The 19213-nt window shown below is 38.1% G+C and carries 21 protein-coding genes; 8 read left to right on the forward strand and 13 right to left on the reverse strand.

Features of this window, described 5'->3' with window-relative positions; translation table 11 throughout:
* Window positions 1-61: 61 nt before the first annotated feature.
* Both ACYQ73_RS01045 and ACYQ73_RS01050 read right to left on the reverse strand, forming a co-directional pair.
* Window positions 62-1504 carry a RecQ family ATP-dependent DNA helicase gene (locus tag ACYQ73_RS01045; RefSeq protein WP_460010746.1) on the reverse strand — a complete coding sequence of 481 codons (1443 nt, stop codon included), beginning with the start codon at window positions 1502-1504 and terminating at the stop codon, window positions 62-64.
* Complete coding sequence (locus tag ACYQ73_RS01050) at window positions 1505-2533, reverse strand: YpbB family protein (RefSeq protein WP_460010747.1); 1029 nt, start codon at window positions 2531-2533, stop codon at window positions 1505-1507.
* Between the two features lie 107 nt (window positions 2534-2640).
* Here ACYQ73_RS01050 and ACYQ73_RS01055 point away from each other — a divergent pair, with 107 nt between their 5' ends.
* Both ACYQ73_RS01055 and ACYQ73_RS01060 read left to right on the forward strand, forming a co-directional pair.
* Window positions 2641-2889 (forward strand): ferredoxin, encoded by a 249-nt coding sequence (locus ACYQ73_RS01055; protein WP_053482601.1) that lies wholly within the window; start codon window positions 2641-2643, stop codon window positions 2887-2889.
* A gap of 285 nt (window positions 2890-3174) precedes the next feature.
* A complete protein-coding gene (locus tag ACYQ73_RS01060; protein ID WP_223553174.1) occupies window positions 3175-3957 on the forward strand; it encodes an enoyl-ACP reductase FabI in 783 nt (260 codons plus the stop codon).
* A gap of 78 nt (window positions 3958-4035) precedes the next feature.
* Here the strand turns inward: ACYQ73_RS01060 and ACYQ73_RS01065 are convergent, their stop codons facing one another.
* Window positions 4036-4707, reverse strand: a complete 672-nt coding sequence (locus ACYQ73_RS01065) for a peptidylprolyl isomerase (RefSeq protein ID WP_460010748.1) — start codon at window positions 4705-4707, stop codon at window positions 4036-4038.
* A gap of 109 nt (window positions 4708-4816) precedes the next feature.
* The gene (locus ACYQ73_RS01070; protein ID WP_460010749.1) at window positions 4817-6025 is read right to left on the reverse strand and encodes an MFS transporter; all 1209 of its coding nucleotides are present in this window, start codon (window positions 6023-6025) and stop codon (window positions 4817-4819) included.
* A gap of 180 nt (window positions 6026-6205) precedes the next feature.
* Here ACYQ73_RS01070 and ACYQ73_RS01075 point away from each other — a divergent pair, with 180 nt between their 5' ends.
* From ACYQ73_RS01075 to ACYQ73_RS01085, 3 genes are all read left to right on the forward strand, one after another.
* Window positions 6206-6439, forward strand: a complete 234-nt coding sequence (locus ACYQ73_RS01075; RefSeq protein ID WP_460010750.1) for a hypothetical protein — start codon at window positions 6206-6208, stop codon at window positions 6437-6439.
* A 140-nt stretch (window positions 6440-6579) separates the two neighbouring features.
* Complete coding sequence (locus ACYQ73_RS01080; protein ID WP_460010751.1) at window positions 6580-7404, forward strand: methyl-accepting chemotaxis protein; 825 nt, start codon at window positions 6580-6582, stop codon at window positions 7402-7404.
* A gap of 17 nt (window positions 7405-7421) precedes the next feature.
* Complete coding sequence (locus tag ACYQ73_RS01085) at window positions 7422-7964, forward strand: GNAT family N-acetyltransferase (protein ID WP_460010752.1); 543 nt, start codon at window positions 7422-7424, stop codon at window positions 7962-7964.
* A 44-nt stretch (window positions 7965-8008) separates the two neighbouring features.
* On the opposite strand, the gene ACYQ73_RS01090 is transcribed toward ACYQ73_RS01085, so the two are convergent.
* The 3 genes from ACYQ73_RS01090 to ACYQ73_RS01100 all read right to left on the reverse strand — a co-directional run bounded on the left by ACYQ73_RS01090 (window position 8009) and on the right by ACYQ73_RS01100 (window position 10632).
* Complete coding sequence (locus ACYQ73_RS01090; protein ID WP_460010753.1) at window positions 8009-9571, reverse strand: flotillin family protein; 1563 nt, start codon at window positions 9569-9571, stop codon at window positions 8009-8011.
* A gap of 15 nt (window positions 9572-9586) precedes the next feature.
* On the reverse strand, window positions 9587-10117 hold the full coding sequence (locus ACYQ73_RS01095; protein WP_460010754.1) for a hypothetical protein: 531 nt from the start codon (window positions 10115-10117) through the stop codon (window positions 9587-9589).
* Window positions 10118-10437: 320 nt separating this feature from the next.
* Window positions 10438-10632: a hypothetical protein gene (locus ACYQ73_RS01100; RefSeq protein ID WP_460010755.1), complete on the reverse strand. Its 195-nt coding sequence runs from the start codon at window positions 10630-10632 to the stop codon at window positions 10438-10440.
* 234 nt (window positions 10633-10866) lie between these two features.
* On the opposite strand from ACYQ73_RS01100, the gene ACYQ73_RS01105 reads away from it, so the two are divergent.
* Window positions 10867-11934, forward strand: a complete 1068-nt coding sequence (locus ACYQ73_RS01105) for a beta-propeller fold lactonase family protein (RefSeq protein ID WP_460010756.1) — start codon at window positions 10867-10869, stop codon at window positions 11932-11934.
* A gap of 305 nt (window positions 11935-12239) precedes the next feature.
* On the opposite strand, the gene ACYQ73_RS01110 is transcribed toward ACYQ73_RS01105, so the two are convergent.
* The 6 genes from ACYQ73_RS01110 to ACYQ73_RS01135 all read right to left on the reverse strand — a co-directional run bounded on the left by ACYQ73_RS01110 (window position 12240) and on the right by ACYQ73_RS01135 (window position 18127).
* Window positions 12240-12974, reverse strand: coding sequence for a hypothetical protein (locus ACYQ73_RS01110; protein WP_460010757.1), 735 nt, complete (start codon window positions 12972-12974; stop codon window positions 12240-12242).
* Window positions 12975-13296: 322 nt separating this feature from the next.
* Window positions 13297-14088 carry a GNAT family N-acetyltransferase gene (locus tag ACYQ73_RS01115; RefSeq protein WP_460010758.1) on the reverse strand — a complete coding sequence of 264 codons (792 nt, stop codon included), beginning with the start codon at window positions 14086-14088 and terminating at the stop codon, window positions 13297-13299.
* Window positions 14081-15880 (reverse strand): ribosomal protection-like ABC-F family protein, encoded by a 1800-nt coding sequence (gene abc-f, locus ACYQ73_RS01120; RefSeq protein ID WP_460010759.1) that lies wholly within the window; start codon window positions 15878-15880, stop codon window positions 14081-14083. The genes ACYQ73_RS01115 and abc-f overlap by 8 nt, the downstream gene beginning before the upstream one ends.
* Window positions 15881-15983: 103 nt before the next feature.
* Entirely contained in the window at window positions 15984-16124 is a 141-nt protein-coding gene (locus tag ACYQ73_RS01125; protein WP_166672191.1) for an RAxF-45 family protein, read from the reverse strand.
* 255 nt (window positions 16125-16379) lie between these two features.
* Window positions 16380-16856 carry a YjdJ family protein gene (locus ACYQ73_RS01130; protein ID WP_460010760.1) on the reverse strand — a complete coding sequence of 159 codons (477 nt, stop codon included), beginning with the start codon at window positions 16854-16856 and terminating at the stop codon, window positions 16380-16382.
* Window positions 16857-17098: 242 nt separating this feature from the next.
* Entirely contained in the window at window positions 17099-18127 is a 1029-nt protein-coding gene (locus ACYQ73_RS01135; RefSeq protein WP_460010761.1) for an AbrB family transcriptional regulator, read from the reverse strand.
* 224 nt (window positions 18128-18351) lie between these two features.
* Here ACYQ73_RS01135 and ACYQ73_RS01140 point away from each other — a divergent pair, with 224 nt between their 5' ends.
* Together ACYQ73_RS01140 and ACYQ73_RS01145 are read left to right on the forward strand one after the other, a co-directional pair.
* Entirely contained in the window at window positions 18352-18801 is a 450-nt protein-coding gene (locus ACYQ73_RS01140) for a LytTR family DNA-binding domain-containing protein (RefSeq protein ID WP_460010762.1), read from the forward strand.
* Between the two features lies 1 nt (window position 18802).
* Window positions 18803-19210, forward strand: coding sequence for a DUF3021 domain-containing protein (locus tag ACYQ73_RS01145; protein WP_460010763.1), 408 nt, complete (start codon window positions 18803-18805; stop codon window positions 19208-19210).
* The last annotated feature ends 3 nt before the right edge of the window (window positions 19211-19213 follow it).

The raw sequence follows: 19213 nt of genomic DNA on the forward strand, positions 1-19213 counted from the left end.
CTTTCCTGGAGAGCCTAGTTTCCACTCCAACATGTCATCCACAACTTTTAGTGATGAGCCTTTAACAACCCATTAAGAGTTGCTTTAGCCGACTTCCCCATGGGATCATTTCTATTTTCTTCTCTTCTTTCAAGCGTACCTTATTGATTTCATCATAATGGATTCCACAATTTTCACAACAGTTTTCTGGTTTTTTCAGCAAATTTTGCCCAAAATACCCGACTAGCTGTGTACGAATACAGTCTTTTGTCTGAGTAATTTTATGCATTTCATCGACAGCACGATACTTTTCTAGCGCCAAATGATTTAAACGCACTTTAACTTGTTCCATCGTTTCTTGTTGTAGCCAGTAATCAAGCACACGAAAAGCGGTCTCACTCAGCTCTCCATTTTTCAACATTTGTGAAGGATGTACTTGTTGATTTAGTAGTTCCTGATAACGATCAACATGACCAGCTGTTGGCAAATCGCCTATTACAACAAATTTCGCAAGTTCCTCATCACCATCACTATAAAGTAAAATTGCGAGCGCTGGCTGACCATCGCGCCCTGCACGGCCAATCTCTTGCATGTAATTTTCTACATTAGCAGGCAGCGTTTCATGGATAACCTGACGAATATTTGACTTATTGATACCCATTCCAAAAGCATTCGTAGCCACAATCCAGTCGAGTTCCCCGTCAATAAACTGTTGCTGAATAAACTGACGGTCCTCAGCACCATAGCCTGCATGATAAGCTGCCGCTCGTATACCAGCCTGTATAAGCGCTTCGCTATATTGTTCAGCACGCTTCCGTGAGGACATATATAATATACCCGGTCCTGCCGTCTCTTTAACATGTTGCAAAATCCAGTGTGTTTTATCTGCCTTATCCTCAAATACGACACGCCCAAGATGAATATTAGGCCGATCCACATTGTACAAAAACTCAAATGGTGTATCTAGCGACAATGTATCTCGTATATCATTGACTACTTTATTCGTCGCAGTCGCTGATAATGCTAAAACCGGTGGACGATTTACTTGCGAAAACCATTGTCCAATTCGTAAATAATCTGGTCGAAAATCAAAGCCCCACTGAGAAATACAGTGTGCTTCGTCCACGACGATAAGACCTAACTGCATTTGCGAAAGCTTGTCTTGAACTTGCTGCTGTAAAAGCATCTCTGGTGACGTAAAGATAAAACGAAACTGCTCTAAAAAATGTAACACATAGCGTTTTTCACTTACGGATAAAAATGAATTTAAGGCAACTACCCTCTTTTCACCAAAGCGTTTTAGCTCCTCTACCTGATCCTGCATTAGAGAAAGCAAAGGAGAAACAATTAAAACCGGCTTCTGCAAAATATATCCTGGTAGCTGATAACAAAGAGATTTACCCATTCCTGTTGGTAATAAAGCAATAACATCTTTTTTTTCTAGGATTGCTTCAATGACCTCTTTCTGGCCTGGACGAAATGTTGTATAGCCAAAATACTTTGCCAACGTTTGTTCAAGTTCCATTTATACTTCTCCTTTCGCGAGGACAAGCCTTAACTGGAAATAACTCATACCTTCAACTACTTCATGCAATGTTTTCAATTTTTTTGTTTGATAGTGTTTCGAAGCTTGCCAGACTTTTTCCGCTTCTTCATATGAGACGAATGGACCAATCGAAAAGTTCGGTTCGTTCATGGCTAATTCCACCAAATGATCCTCGATTGTACTTTGTTTTAGTTTCCTTATTTGCACAATCTGTTCAATTGAATAGCCCTGCTCATATAAATGTGCTGTTTGCTGCGCTGAATCAGTTAGTAATGCTTTTACTCTTAATCCTTCTGCCATTTTACCAAGCAACGGATAATCATTTGACTGATGAACTTCATTTAATAATGTATGTAGCAATTCTATAAACGCTAACTGACAATCTAAAATTGTTTCCTTACGTTCACTCGCGAGCTGCTGCCACGTCCATCCTGGTATACTATGACCACTCAACCGATAGAGGACAAGCTGTTTGTTGGCATCTGATAACGGTAACACAGAAAGCACCTGTTCACATTCTGCCAATAATCGTTGCTGTAAATGCCCATCTTGATAGTTATGCTCGACTAAAAATGTACGAACCCAAGACTGAATATTCGTATCCTTACTAATAGGAGAAAATGAACGAACACCAGCACTTTGAAAAGATAAACTTTGTACAATTAACGAGAACCTCGCAAAAAATACATGCTCATTTCCCCGATAGTGCCATCCGTCAAATAAAAAATAAGGAGTCTGCTCCGCTCGTTGTAAACCTAGCTTTTTCATGGAATAGTGACCAGATTCTTGCATAGTTAACCAACTATACTGTAAAAACGAAGTTACGGCTTCATCAAATGTCTTCCTAGGTAACTTAGGTAATAGCCCAAAATAATTATGTAACTGAAATAGGCCAATGTCTTGAATAGTCTGACCTGAGCGCTTTCCTCTCAATACGTGATAAGCAGCGGAAATTGTTCGTTCGTTATTTAGTTTTTGAAAGATTTGCAATAAAATTTGATGAAACATAGACGCAAATTCCTCCAATTTAATAGTATTTATGTTGAAATGTAAGATAAACATCTTTAAAATGAGTATGAAGCTTTATAGGAACATGTAAAAGGAGAGAAAGAAAAATGGCTAAATTCACAATTGTTGATAAAGATACATGCATCGCTTGTGGCGCTTGCGGAGCCGCAGCACCAGATATTTATGATTATGATGATGAAGGTATTGCCTTCGTTATTTTAGATGATAACATGGGAACTGCTGAAGTTCCAGAAGATCTACTAGAAGACATGCAAGATGCTTTCGAAGGATGCCCAACTGACTCAATCAAAGTAGCAGATGAAACTTTTGATGGCGACTCATTAAAATTCGAATAGTTCTTCATACGTATCTTTAAAGGCATCCTTAACTGGGTGCCTTTATTTTATCCCCACGTGACAAACACTAAAGTTAATTTCCCATGGGATATACATACTTTGGTTGATCCAATTAAATAACATCTACTGGATTCATCTCTAACATAGCAGAGATGAATTTTTTTGTTTTCTAACGTAAAGTTGGCCACTCTTTTCATCTTGTTATTGCAACCATTTTTTATGTATGATAAGATTTTAGTAGTTGGTACTAATAACAGATATTATTTTATAAAGGGGTTCTTATAGATGATGGATAATTTATTACAATTAAAAGATAAAAATATTGTCGTAATGGGTGTGGCAAACGATCGAAGTATTGCTTGGGGTATCGCAAAACGTTTATTTGACGTAGGTGCAAATGTTATTTTCACATATCGCCAAGAACGTTCATTAAAAAAATTACAAAAGCAATTAGAAAATATCGGACAATCTGATTCACTGATCGTACAATGTGATGTTAACAGCGACGAGAGCACAAAAGCGGCTTTCAATGAAATCGGTACAAAAGTCGGCGTTATCCATGGTATCGTGCATTCAGTAGCCTTTGCCAATGCAGAAGATTTACACAATCGCTTTTTAGATACAACTCGTGATGGCTATGCATTTGCACAAGATACTAGCGCCTATTCTCTTATTTCAGCAGCAAAGGCCGCACATCCTTATATGACTGAAGGCGGCTCTATCGTAACAATGAGTTACTTAGGAGCAGAGCGTGTCCTTGACGGCTACAATGTCATGGGTGTAGCGAAAGCTGCACTAGAGGCATCTATGCGCTATCTTGCTGCAGATATTGGCAAAGATAATATTCGCGTTAATGCGATCTCAGCTGGAGCAATTCGCACACTTGCTGCAAAAGGCGTTCCTTCATTCAATACAATTTTACACAAAATCGAAGAAACAGCTCCATTAAAACGTAATGTTCAACAAGACGAAGTGGCAGATATGACAATCGTGATGCTTTCTCACTTATCACGTGGTGTAACAGGCGAAACGATTTACATCGACGCAGGCTACAATATTATGGGGTAAATACAAAAAAGCATGAAAGATCATCATTGATCTCTCATGCTTCTTTGTTTTGTATTGTACTTCAGATTTTCACATCTGTTATTTTAGTACCTTTGGGGCTGGATAATCAAAGCCCTTTGTATCTACTTCTACCTTTTTCATCTGCTGATCTTTTAATGGTTTTTCACCCTCTCGTTCAGCAGTAGCAATAGCATCTACTGTTTCCATCCCCTCAATTACTTTTCCAAAGGCAGCATATTGGCCATCAAGATGTGATGCTTCTTTTACCATAATGAAAAATTGAGATCCCGCAGAATTCAGATCCTGCGAACGAGCCATCGAAATGACACCGCGTTCATGCTTTAAATCATTTTTAAAACCATTTAAAGAAAACTCACCTTCTATCGAATAGTCCGGGCCACCCGTACCATTACCTGAAGGATCTCCACCTTGAATCATAAAATCAGGGTCAACTCGATGGAATATAAGACCATCGTAAAAACCTTTTTTTACTAACGAAATAAAATTAGCTACCGTATTCGGCGCGGTAGAAGGTTCTAATTCGATTACGATTTTTTCATCATTGTTCATCGTGATCGTCACAATTGGATTTTCCTTCACTTTTGATGAATAATCCTCAATTTCTTCTGTTTTCTTTGCCGTATTTCCTTCCGATTTCCCACTGTCTTTAGCAGCTCCACAACCTGTCAAAACAAATGCTACCGCTAGAAAAGCTAAGACAATCGAAAATCCTTTATAACGCGCGAACATATTCTTTCAACTCCTCTTTATCACCAGTCTACTCACTATACTATCAGATAGTTTACGACAAATCATTTTTATACGCGAAAGTAAATAGCTAAGCAAAAAAATACTATTTCTAGTGCTCTGCTGCAATCTGTTGTTGTTTAGCAATAATTTCCTTTAACAAAAAAGAGAGCAAACATGCAACGACTAAAAATACAGCAATCATTGCAATAACGCCTCCCCAGCCATAATGTATCCAGAATACCCCTCCTACTGTTCCCCCAACACTTGAGCCAAAATAATAGAAAAATAAATAGAGAGAAGAGGCTTGTGCTTTATCATGAGTGGCTCGTTTACTTACCCATCCACTGGCAATCGAGTGCGCTGCAAAGAAGCCAAATGTAAAGATTGTAATCCCCAAAATTTTTAAACTAAGTAGCCCATTTAATGTTAAAATCGCCCCAGCTAACATGATCGCAATAGACAATAACAACATCTTTTGACGTCCATATTGATCAGTAAGACTACCGAACCAAGCAGAGCTAAATGTACCTACTAAGTAAATTACAAAAATCCAACCAACAATCGTAGCACTTAAATTATAAGGTGGCGCCATCAATTTAAAGCCAATGTAGTTATATAGAGTCACAAAGCTTCCCATCAATACAAAGCCAATGCCAAAAAGACAAAGCATAGATAAGTCCTTTAAATGCTGAAAAAGAGATACCGTCAATGATTTTATCTGCAATGGGCGTGCTGTAAAATGTTTGGAGTTAGGTAGCATCCAGATAAATAACACGCTAATCACAAGACTAATGACACCCAGTACAATCATTCCCACCTGCCAATTGTAAAGATCCGTTAATGTCCCTATAATAACTCGGCCACTAAGCCCGCCTACCGAATTACCACTTATGTATAAGCCCATCGCAATACCTAAACTAGCTGGATCCATTTCTTCTCCTAAATAAGCCATCGCAATTGCTGGCAATCCTGCAAAAACAACGCCCTGTATAACACGTAACACTAATATCGTTTCAAAATTAGGAGAAAAGGCGAGTGCAAGTGTAATAATAGATGCCGCAAAAATAGAAATCGTCATCAAAGATTTCCTACCCCATGCTTCTGATAATGAGCCCACAATAATCATACTGATGGATAACGCAAAAGTTGTCACAGAAAGCGTTAAACTCGCAACTGCAGGTGATACATGAAACTCCTTCGCAAATGTTGGTAATAATGGCTGTGATACATATAAATTGGCGAAGGTGATAAAGCCTGCTAAAAATAAAGCCCAGTTTGCTTTATGAAACGACTTTGTCCCCTTTTGAATGTAATCCATTTCTCTCTCTCCTTACGTTCTTCCAATTCTACTATTATTCTAATACAACGATCTTCAAAACACACGATTGTTTGTCAAAAAATAGACAAATTTGCCACCGTTTGAATCATTGCCATAACGTGTTGTTGATTTCCGTTCCGACTGGGCGCTTTCCTGGGGGCGTCCGATGAGCCGCTTCGCTTGCGCTCCAGGGTCTCGGGCCAACACGAGGTTGGTCACGAAGGCGTTATCACAGGACGTGATGGTTTTAGCCTTCGTTCATCTATTGCTAATCCCCAAGGAGTTGCCCAGTCTCCACTCCAATCAACCTATCTATTTGGCATACGTTTTAACAAATGTCATCCACAACAATTGATGATGAGCGCACTATTTTTAGTGTTGAGTGCATTATTTCATTTGATAATCTTCCCATGATCACAATTACATATCTTCAAATAAATTTCTATTTTGGGTTGGCAAATATTGTGTTACAGTGAAAGTAATCATCTAGCAATCATTGGTAAAAAGCTCCGATGACTAAACTATTTTCGTTGCACAGACTTGGAGGAATTTTTATGAAAATTATTGAAGCTTTAGCACTTTCAGTACCTTATATCCACCTTGCATTAAAGGAAGAGGCAATTGTGGCTGTCGTCGAGAAGGAAAGTGAAATAGTTGTAAAATATTTAGCTGGCAAACGTGTAGATTCAGGCTACCTAGATGGACAAAAAGTAAATGCTAATGACCAAAATGTTTTCATTGCCTTTACTGGGAAAAATGCTGATGTCGTTATACCAAAGGATGTATACGGAGTTGCCATCAATGCTTTTTCATTTCCAATCCGTGAAAATGGTAAAGTCGTAGGTGCCCTAGCATTTGGATTACCAATCGACAATGAGCTTAAACTCGAGGATTATATGGGGACAATGGATAGCATTGTAAACAGTTTACAGGACAAAGTACATACAATCGCCTCACATTCACAGGAATTAGCAGCAACAAGTGAGGAAATTAACAAACAAGCACAGCACGCCCTTGAAGATTCAGAGAAGACAAATGAAGTAACAGATTTAATAAAAAGTATTTCTCGCCAAACAAACTTACTCGGCTTAAATGCATCCATTGAGGCGGCTCGTGCAGGTCAGCACGGTGCTGGCTTTAACATCGTAGCGCAGGAAGTTAGAAAGCTCTCGTTCGAAACATCCAGCGCCACGGAAAACATTGAAGCCTCCCTACGAAATATAAATAGAAACCTTGAAAACCTTAAGCAAAATATGGGGCAAATCAATGACGCAACGAACGAACAGGCTCAGCTCGTTCAAGATTTTAGTGAAATTATTGAGGAGTTAACAGTTCTTAGTCACGAAATGAAGGGCTTTATGCATAACGCCTTAAAATAATAAAGAGGTGAAGAATATTGCAAATTACAATTAATCCGGATTTATCTTTACGTACTGTCGAATTAGAAGATGCAAATGCTGTTTTTGCCTTAACAGATGCATCACGTGCATATTTACGGGAATGGTTGCCGTGGCTGGATTTTACAAAAGAAGTAGTCGATACTACGTCATATATAGAAGGCTGTATAAAAGGACACGAAGCTAAAAGCAGCCTCTCTCTTGTTATCATTTTTCGAAATGAAATCGTAGGCATTGCTGGCTTTAATACGATAAATCATAGCAATCAGATAGCTGCTATTGGCTATTGGCTCAGCGAAGGAGCTCAAGGACATGGTATTATGACAAAGACTGTACAGGCATTATTACAATATGCTTTTGAGGATTTACAGCTCAACAAGGTCGAAATTCGTGCTGCTGTGGGCAACGCCAAAAGCCGTGCCATCCCTGAACGACTAGGCTTTACTAAGGAAGGGACGATTCGTGCAGCAGAATGGCTTTATGATCATTATGTTGACCACGTTGCTTATGGCATACTCGCTAGTGAGTGGAAGGAAAAATAGAAGCAAAAATAGCCACCTGAAATCATATCAGGCGGCTATTTCTATTATTGTTCAACTGTTTCTTTTATCTCGTCTTGTATTTCATTAGCTGTAGCTGGTGCTTGCTTTCCTAAGCCTACTGCTATTTGCTCTAGCTCAGGACGCAATGTATGCTTACCTGCATAGCTTTCAATAAGTTCTTTCACATCAATCCCTGAAGTCTCCTTCAACGATTCTTGTAATGTTGACATTAAATTTGTTGCATAGGCAGTTACTTTATTAGCACCACCGCCGCCTTCCCCACCACCAGTATCGACAACAGTAATCTTATCAATATTGCCAAGTGGACTCGCAAGCTCTTTCGCATATTCTGGCATCATGCGTACAATCATATCCAGGACAGCTGCTTGACCATAGTATTCAAAGGCTTCCGCAATTTTACGTTTTGCCTCTGCTTCTGCTAGACCACGAAGACGAATAATATCCGCATCTGTTTCCCCTTTTGCACGCTCAGCATCCGCTTTTGCAAGACCATCCAAACGAATTTTCTCTGCTTCGGCTTGCGCCAATGATTCGATACGGTATTTCTCCGCATCTGCCTGCGCTAGTTCACGCATTTTGGCTGCCGCTGCATTTTGCTCGACAGCATAACGATCAGCATCAGCCTTTTTCTTAACTTCTGAATCGTATTGCTTCTCACGACGTAAAATCTCTTTTTCTTCTAATTCAATTTGCTTTTGACGTTCAATAATGCGAATCTGCATTTCTTGTTCCGTAACTTCCTGCTTCGCACGAGCCGTTTCAAGTTCATATGCTTGGTCAGCACGTGCCTTAGCAATATCTTGCTCACGACGGAATTCTGCTACTTTTAATTGATTTTCTTTTTCTGCTTCAGCAATTTCTGTCGCACGTTCAAGCTCTGCCTTTTGAGCTTCTTTCGATGCTTCAGCACGCTTAATGCGTGTTTCCTTTTCAGCATCTGCGGTAGCTATATCCGCATCACGTTTAACCTGTGCAATACGTGGCTTACCAAGCGATTCTAAGTAGCCATTTTTATCACGTACATCTTTAATCGTAAAGGAAACAATTATCAGACCCATCTTCGCCAAGTCTTGAGATGCAACACGCTGTACTTCCTGAGAGAATTTATCACGGTTTTTATAAATTTCCTCAACCGTCATTGAACCTAAGATCGAACGTAAATGACCTTCTAGCACTTCACGTGCCTCATTTTCACGCTCTTCCTTTTGCTTCCCTAAAAACTGCTCCGCTGCCGTCGCAATTTCAGAAATAGAACCACCGATTTTAATGATAGCTGTACCATCAGCCATAACCGGTACACCTTGTTCCGTATACACTTCAGGCGTTGTCACATCAAGCTTACTAGATAATAAGCTTAATGGCTGTGCTTGCTGGAAAATTGGGAATACGAATGTACCGCCACCACGAATAATTTTTATACGATTTCCTGACTCATCTTTATGTACATTTTTTGAGCCAAGATAGCTACCTGTCACAATCAGTGCTTCATCAGGACCCGCTGTACGATACTTTGTCACATACAGTGCAACTAGTGCGATTAAAACAAAGGCTACAATCCCTATTACAATTAAAATCTCCATCGACATATACATATCGCTCCTCTATAAAAATTTCTTATCATAGGATCTCACAAAAAGCGTTCCTTCTTTCACTTCTACAACAAGTACCGTCGTATCGTAATCGATAGCCTCATTGTCAAATCCTGTTGCTCGCTTTGAAATCATTCCGCTAGTCGTTTCAATAACTACCTCCCCAAAACCGTCAATCGGGATTGGAACAATAACCTTTCCTAGCTGGCCGCCAAGCGATTCTTCTGTATAAGCTAACGAAACATCGGCCGATCGTAGCGGAACTAGAACAAATAAATAAAATAGTGCACTTAAAATAGCTCCGATGATACAAGCAGCAACAATGTTCCAAACGCTAGGGAAGAAGGCTAGTTTTTCTAAAATAAATCCTGTTGCTGACATCAACGTAATGAAAGATAGAATGACACTTGGATTAAAAATCGGTAGCCCCTCTCCAATGCCCTCGACAGCATCACTAAAAAACGTAAATAAAAGTGTTGCAAGGCCCCCAAATATTAATCCCACTAAAAAGATTTGCTCGAGTGAATAGCCAAATAGCGTCAAGTTGTTCACCCCTTTTCATTGTATTACCTACTATACGGATGCAGTCTATAAAAGGTTTCGTAATTTTTACCGTTTTCTTAATTTTCGAATGATGTGTTTTTAAATAGTATGATTCTTAAAATATAATAGCCAGGTCATAATAAAAGGAATAATGGCAACTAAGGAGATATTGTAGGAGGCTTTCAAGGTGTAAAATTGAGGTTTGGCTAGAAAAATACAGCAAGCGTGTGTACAGGAATGTGTGAGTAAGAAAGATTGGGGCTAACGATTCACCTCAATCTTTCTTACTCACACATTGTAAAGAGCCCCTTAAAAGCTCTTTAGGCATTAGATATTTGCCTTTTCCTATAAACAAACAGGCCAATGATCGAAAGAAGTAAAAGTAAAATACTAGAAGTTAAAAAGAATAATGATAAAGCAGTCCTTTCTCCCCAATGGTTATATGCTTGTAAAAAACCGATAAGAACCATAAAAAAAGATAGTGCCAATTGGAGTTTTGAAACATTTTTAAACAATAGAATACCTCCTTTTGCACATTTAATTTTACCATATAAATACAGAAACAAGTACATTTCAAAGAATCACCAGCAGACACTATAATTTAGGAATCAAACAATTATCGGGAACTAATATAAACGACCACTCGACACTGTTCAAACTTATTTAGTGTAGGTAAAAATGCACAAGCAACATAATTCTATTTGCATATAGTATCAATGTATCCATATGTAATAGAAAGGGTGTGCATTGTGGAAAAAGAAAATAAATTTATAAAGTTCAAGTTTAAATCAAATCCAAGCTGTCGTTGTAATTGTTGTGGTTTTTGTTGTCCTTGTCCTTGTAAGCCACCATTTACACCACCATTTATACCTGAACCACCAACTCCACCTTGTCATTTTTTAGTGTACGTTACAGACGCTGGTCAGCAAGCAACTCCTGATAATATGGTATCAGTAATTGATACAGCTACAAATACTATAGTCGCTACCATTCCAGTAGGATCTGCTCCTTTAGAAGTAGCGATTACACCAAATGGAGAATTTGGTTATGTTCCAGCTCTCTTCTCGGATAATGTAACGGTTTTTAATACGGCAACAAATGCGGTAGTCGCTACCATCCCGGTAGGATTTCAGCCTCTTGGTGTAGCAATTTCACCAAATGGATTACTTGCTTATGTATCAAATCACGGACTTGGAGCTAACTCTATATCTGTCATAGATACAACTACAAATACGGTAACCGCTACTATTCCAGTAGGGCTCCAACCTCAGGGCATAGCTTTTACTCCAGACAGTGCATTTGCTTACGTTGCAAACGAAAATTCAAATTCAGTATCAGTAATAAATACAGCTACAAATGCCGTGGTTGCTACTATCACTGTGGGAATTGGTATTCGCCCAAGATCCATCGTTATCACACCGAGCGGACAATTTGCTTACGTTACAAATGAAAATAGTAACACAGTATCTGTAATTAATACTGCAACAAATACGGTAGTTGCTGTAATTCCTGTTGGAACAGGACCTGTTGGAACAGCCATTACACCTGATGGAATATTTGTTTACATTGTAAATAAAGGTAGTAATACTGTATCTGTAATAAGTACATTAACCAATTTGGTGATTGCTACGATCCCTGTAGGATTATCCCCTGACCAAGTAACCATCTTGCCAGATGGAACACTTGCTTATGTCACAAATCAACTTGACAATACCGTGTCTGTCATAGATATAGAAACAAATACAGTAATCGATACAATTCCAGGGTTTAACGGTCCAACTGGTATTAAAACTGGAACAATCTGCCTGACTTCATAATCTAGAGTTCTTGGGGTTCAAGGTTAAAACAGGCACCTTCCCTTGTTCATAAAAAAAGACATACTTCAATTTCCTAAAGGCAATTGAAGTATGTCTTTTCGATTTTGTTATGAAGTTCGGCTACCTTAAAATGTGCGACGTAGAACTTGAGTCCAAGCAATTTCTGGTTCCTTATTGTTCACCGCCTTCAAATGTGTTGGTAGTTCTTTTGATTCAACCAACACATTTGACTGAGCTATTGAAAAAATGGGCTAGCTCATAGCTAAACCCCACTCAAACCGCATTATTTAGGCTTTAACATAGCCTTAAGATTCTAGTACATTTAAAATAGCATCAAGATCATTGACAGCAATATCTAGGCGTTCCTTTGCCTCGATAGTTTGCTGTTTTAATTGACTAAACTCTAGCAAATTTTTCTCATGCTTTAACTTGATAGAAGACAGGCGTTCAATTCGCGATTCTACCTTTTCAATTGCTTGCTCACAAACTGCTGTCCATATCTTTTCTGACTGCTGCATTTCAGTCGTTGATGGGTTGTGGTGACGCATAATTCGTGCATAAACTGCTTCAATTTGTTCAATTAGTTCTGAATAAAAATGTCGCTCAACACGAGTTGTTTGGAATGTTGGGTGCTCTACCTCTTTTGCATATGGGGTAATTTGACGAAGTAGCTTTCCAGCATTTTCTCCGAAACCATGTGATAAATTCAATACATTCATTAGCTGTAAAAGTAAACGAATTTCTTCTAGATTAATAAGTTGTGAATCGATGCTTTCCTTTAGCTTTAAGGATTCCATATAGCGTCGATCAAAGTGCTCGATTTCACCATTGCGTTGTTCTACTAAATGATCACCTGCATTATCTTTCAAGCTTTTAATATAGCGAATTGCATGGCTTTTTAGCTCTTCCATCGATAGCAAGTTGTCATTGTCTTGTTGTGGCTTTCCTCGTTGAACATACGCAAATGCATCCATTTTTTTGGGCCATTGTGCTGCTGGGGTTTCTTCTAAGACATTATAGCGTATATAAATTCCGTGCATTTCATATCCTCCAAGTCCATTAAACAAGTATCTCTAAAGAGAGTAAATCGAATTCGCCATTTTTTCAAGTAAAAAACTTTTAAAGATTGAAAATCCTTCTTTCGAAACATTAATTCAAAAATCCCGAGTAGTCAACACTGTTCAGGTTCACCATATTTTCCAAATGGAGGATTTTACCACTTTACCTCTGACAAGCTTTGACTTACACGATTTGAACATATTCTACGACTAAAATAAACAAAATTAAACCCCTAAAAGCACTACTCCTATGGCGATTGCTGTCCCACAGGAGTTTGGCAAAATATTTTATCGTTCATCCTAATTAAGACTCTTGTCGTATTTGCTTAATGCTTTTTCCTTCAGTAAAGGCATGAATTGATTTTATTGTGCCTACTGATTTGAAATTTGCCCTGTCATAGACCTTGGCAACCTGTTCATTGATAGGCATAATCCAGAGATATTCTAACCCTTGCTTTATCGACTCTTGCTGAATATGCTGCAGAATATATCCAATCAAACCTCGACCTCGATAGCTTTCAAGTGTTGCTACACTTTCGACCCTCCCTTGATTTCCTGAGACGAAAATATTGGCAGTACAGCAAGCTGTGCCATCCAATCTTAATAAATAATACATAAAATGAGGAGAATGATATGTTTCCTCAAAAGCTTTTTTGATTAATGCAGGCTCTCCAAATGTAGAAATGCTCATTTCTACAGCTAATGCTTCCTCCATATTGGCATCTGTTACATGTTCAATTTGTATGGCTGGATTATGAGCTAATTGCGAGTATTCACCATTCCAACACTGTACATCATCAGTAAAACTTTCATATTGAAAGCCATGATTCTCTAATGCTTCTATACATGACTGATTTTCCTCTACGTTGTATAAATACAATCTTGGGATGAGAGATTTTGACTGATAGAAATTTTTAATTTTCTTTAAAAACATATTTGGCTCGGCAATCATCTTCCAAATGTGTGCATGATTGGCGTCGTAATATGTTGGCATTTCCTTATTGTAAAATAATACTCCTTCATTACATGTTTCCATCTCACTAAAACTTTTAATATAATCAATATCTAACTGCATGATATGCTCTATTTTATGCATGCTCAGTTCCTCCCTCAATCCATTTTTCATATAAATCCTCTAGCTGCTGTTCAAGCTTTTGACGTTGCTCCTTAGCAAGTGTCGGCTCCTTTAATCTCATTTCGAGCTTTTCAATTTGTTCTTCAATTGGTATCTCTTTTTTAACAGCATAGGATTTTTCAGGTACTTCTTTTAAAACTGGTTCTTTTACTATTTCTAAACGTTTTTGTCTTGCCCATTCATAGTCACCTTCAAATACTTGAATCTTCTCATGCTCAATCCATGCAACTTTTGTAAAAATCTTTTGTAAAAAATAACGGTCATGCGAAACACCAATAATGGTCCCTTCAAAGGATTCTAGTGTATCCTCCAATACCTCTCTCGCTTCAATGTCTAAATGGTTGGTCGGTTCATCCAGCATCAATAAATTAATATCCTCATGCATTAACTGTGCTAGACGTAAGCGCATCTTTTCACCGCCACTTAAGTCCTTCACTTTTTTAAAAACGTCATAGCCATAAAATAAAAACTGAGCAAGAATATGACGCGCTTCAGCCTCTGACACCGAGACACTTTCACGGAAGGCATCTATTAAGCGAATGGCCGGATTTTTATGTTCAAATTGCTGTGAAAGGTAACCAATTTTAACACTGCTGCCGACATGACAAACACCCTCATTAGGTTCAACTTCACCTAACATCATTTTTAATAACGTTGATTTCCCACTGCCATTGCCTCCAACAATCGCCAGTCGTTCTCCGAAGTAAACCGCTAAATTACTTTCCTTAAATAACGGTTTCTCAAATGCATGGCTAATGCCCTTCATTTGTACAACCTCTTTACCACTACGTTCAGCCATCGTTAACGCTAAATTCATTTTCTTTTTCGTTGAAGGCTTCTTCACACGCTCTATACGGGCTAGTGCTTTTTCCATACTTTTAGCACGACGGTGCAAGCCAGCATTTGGCGGATTCGCTTCATTCGCCCATTGCTTTAAGCGCTTTATTGTTTCCTGCATTTTTTTAATTTTCTTTTGCTGCTCTTCGTATTGAGCAAATTGCTGTTCAAGCTTAGCTTCCTTTTGTTCAACAAATGCATCGTAATTGCCAATGTACGTAAATGCCTCTCCATCTTCAACTTCAATTATTTTTTGAGCCATTTGATTCATAAAGTGGCGATCATGTGATACTGCAATAACAATTCCTGCAAAATTTCGGACATAATTTTCTAGCCATTCGATTGCCTGCATATCTAAATGATTGGTCGGTTCATCTAATAACAAAATAGAAGGATTACTTAAAAGGATTTGCCCTAGCATTACCTTCGTTTTCTCCCCACCACTTAAGCTACTAAAAGGTTGCTCAAGCAAAGGTGTTATACCTAGACCATTTGCAATCATCGCTAATTGCGCATCAATTTCATAGCCACCCTGCAGCATATACTGTTCCTGTACTTGACCATATTGCTGGAGTACCTTATCTGTTACAGCTAACTGCATTTCCTGCTCAAGCTTTGTCATTTTAGCCTTTAATGCAAAAATTTCCGCAAATGCTTCCTCCAACACTTCCTTCACTGTGAACAAAGGATATTGTGGAATTTGATGTAAATAACCAATCGACGCTTCCTTACTTTTTATGATTCGTCCCTTATCTGGCGCATCCAAAGCAGCTAGTAACTGTAATAAAGTCGTTTTCCCACTACCATTCACACCAACAACGGCAACATGCTCCCCTGTATTTACTTCTAATTGAAGCCCTTCAAATAAAACATTTCCACCAATAATTTTTTGTATTTGTTCAGCTTTAATTTGCATCGTTTTTTCCTCCAATGAAACGTGCGAAAAACATCTAAAGACACAAAAAAGACTGCTCGATTAACAAGCAGTCTTTTCCTCATTAGTTTGTGAAAAAGAATGGTTAATTCGCTACGTTTGATATTTGATTTTGCTTAAAAATGGACAGACCTATCCCGTTGTTCGCAAAATCGAAAGTAATCACACGTGCAAAATACATAGCTGTATCCACCTTTACACATGTTTTCGTAGCGTTTTTATTCATTCCTTTTCACCTCCGTTCAATATAATTAAATTTATATTACCATAATTCAGGTAATTTTGAAAAGAGCAAATTACATTCTTTCACATTTTTTCAGCCCGTTCCATAACAAAGGTTGATTTCCTTTCCGACTGAGTGCCAATTTTCCCTAAAATTCAACACTCATTCCCCAATCAAGATTTTTTTTAAAAAAATGCGAACTCTTGTACAAATACTTATATACTAGAGCTCGCACGTTTATGTTGCACTAATCAACTATTATGGTTGTAATTTAAACATGCATTTTTTTCTGTACCATAAACTTATCGCCATACTTATAAAAATTAATGCACTGACAGCCGTAATCCAAAAGAATACGTTTCCTCCAACAGTTGATGAATTAAAAAATATACCGCTAATAACAATAAATACACAACTTATAATCCCTGACAAAATAATGGCTAACTGATGATTTAGTTGAAAAATGAAAAATATAAGTACAGTACAAATATAAAGAACACTTACTGTCATAATAGTCGGGAAAAATGGTTGGAATTTAGCCGCATAGACAAAGTAATCAAGCTGACTAATATCCTGGCCATTGTTTATCTCAATATTAAATATCTGAGAAAACGGGGTTGAATACTTCCATTCCAGCGTATTATCTATGATACCACTTCCCTCATACCAAGAAATAGTTGTTGACACCAATAAAGTCAAGAATCCAAGAATTAGTTGTATCACATATTTAAACAATGTACTTCTCCCTTCATCCTTTGAAGGTAAAGACGTTACGATAAGTTTTAAGTTTCATAAACACTGGATCACCTGGTATAGAATGGTAGTTATGTTTCGACTAGGGACCGTACGAGCACAAGGCCCCAAGGTCAGCAATATTAAATTTTCATTTATTTGAGCAAATAGTCAAGAATTGGATTTCTCAATTTATTTATCAGAGCCTATAAGATAAAAAAGAAGCTGATGGGATACATCAGCCTCTACGTTTTCACTTTTTTCACAAACATTTTAACAAATGGTACGAGGAACACGGATACGACCAGTACGCGGAATAGCTGAAATGCGGTGACGATTGTGACCTTTGCATGTACGGAAGCGGCGATAATCCCCATTTGATCAAGGCCGCCTGGTACGATACTTAAAAAGCCTGTTCGAAAATCAAGGCTGTAAAAACTCTGCATGACAAATGTTAAGCCATATGCTGCGCCAACAAAGATACCTGCGGATACAAAAGCGTAAAATACATGCTTCTTCGATAAATGTAGATCGTCTTTTTTCAATAAAAGTCCGATGTAAATACCAAGCATTAGTTGTGCAATATGAAGTAGTGACAATGGCAATTTCGGCACATCAATCCCTGCCATATTGATGCCCATCAATAAAAACACTGGACCAAGCATATAGCCTGTCGGAATTTTTGCCTTTTGCGCTAGCCAACCCGCTACTCCGCACACAGCAAGTAAAGCTATTAGGCTCCATGTATACGCTCCGTTGACAACTACGCTAGTTCCCCCAGAGTCTGACACCATTAATGGCACAAAGCCGACGATTAAAAGAACCCGTAATATTTGGAAGAACGTAATGACGACCATATCCATATCCCCTTGCTCCTCGGCAAAGGCAACAACCTGTGACATGCCACCAGGTACACAGCAGGTCAACGCGGTCGCAAAATCTAAATCTGCACGTTTTGCTACTAAATAACTAACGCCGAAAAACAGTACAATAAATAATATATTTAAAACAATCATACTGCCTAAAAATTGTTTAATATCTTGCACCGCTTCTGGTGTAAACGCAAAACCAATGGAATACCCCGCAACGATTAAACCAAAATTACGGAAATATTTATGCCATTTCAATTGTACCTTTGTCGATAACTGAACAATTAGCACCGCCGCAATAGCTCCAAGTAACCACGGCATTGGAATATGTAATACATTAAATAAAATCGCACCTGTTAAACCAATACATAATGTAATAAACATGTGCTTGTCAAAAATAAACATAGAAGCAACCCCTCGTGACTGTATCATTCTATTATGCCGTGAACCTGCCTATTTTTCTACTTCATCACTTTTTTGCAATGTCGTATATCGTTAAAATTGAACCTGTTATTTATAAAATTTAACCTCTTATCCAAGATTTTCTCCAAGCTAAAATTTTCTATGCTACATTATTATTACCTGATTCAGTGATTCTCCGTTGCGGAGATATGTAAAGGAGGCCTCCAATGAAAATTCACTTAACGATCAACAGTGCATTAGAAGAAACTGAGATTCATATACATGCGAAGGAATACAACGAGCAAATTGAACGACTGATGAAGCAGCTACAAACTTCACAAACGACAATGCTAGATGGCTATTTTCAACAAGAAATTCATATGCTAAAAATTTCAGATATTTACTCCATATACGCAGAGGGTGCAAAAGTATTTTTGCAGACGGAGGAACAGGAATTCGAAACGAAGCGTAAATTATATGAGCTAGAAGCACAATTTGCGAAAGACTTTGCCCGAGTCAGCAAATCGACACTCGTCAACATTAACAAAATTGCCTCTATTCAAATGGGTACAATCGGTACAACAGAACTGATTTTAGAAAATGATGTGTCCGTCCATGTTAGCCGCAAATATTTAAAAGAACTAAAACAACACTTAGGAATTGGGAGGGACTCATAATATGAAAAAATTTATACGTATGATGACAATCGGTCTACTCATATCACTAAGCTCTTCCTACACCTTAGTAACATTAAGTGTCATATCTAATAACGCAGTGATATCAGGGTCGGAATTACTTGAACAAATTATCGTCGCCGCCATACTTGGAGTTGCAATAGGTCTACTTTCTATCATCTATGATATTGAACGTTTACCTTTTATTGCTCAGTTTATTCTACATGTAATTGCAGTTACGCTGTGTGTCATGATTGCAGGCTATTTTGGGCGTTGGTTCGAACATTCAAGCATTACATACATTTTTGTAAGTGAAGCTATTATTTTCTTTATCGCTTGGTGCATTATTTATGTACTTCAAAAAAGTGATATTGCAAAAATCAATCAAGTAATTCAAAAAAGAAAGGAATAAACA

The organism is Lysinibacillus sp. CTST325, assembly GCF_054665055.1.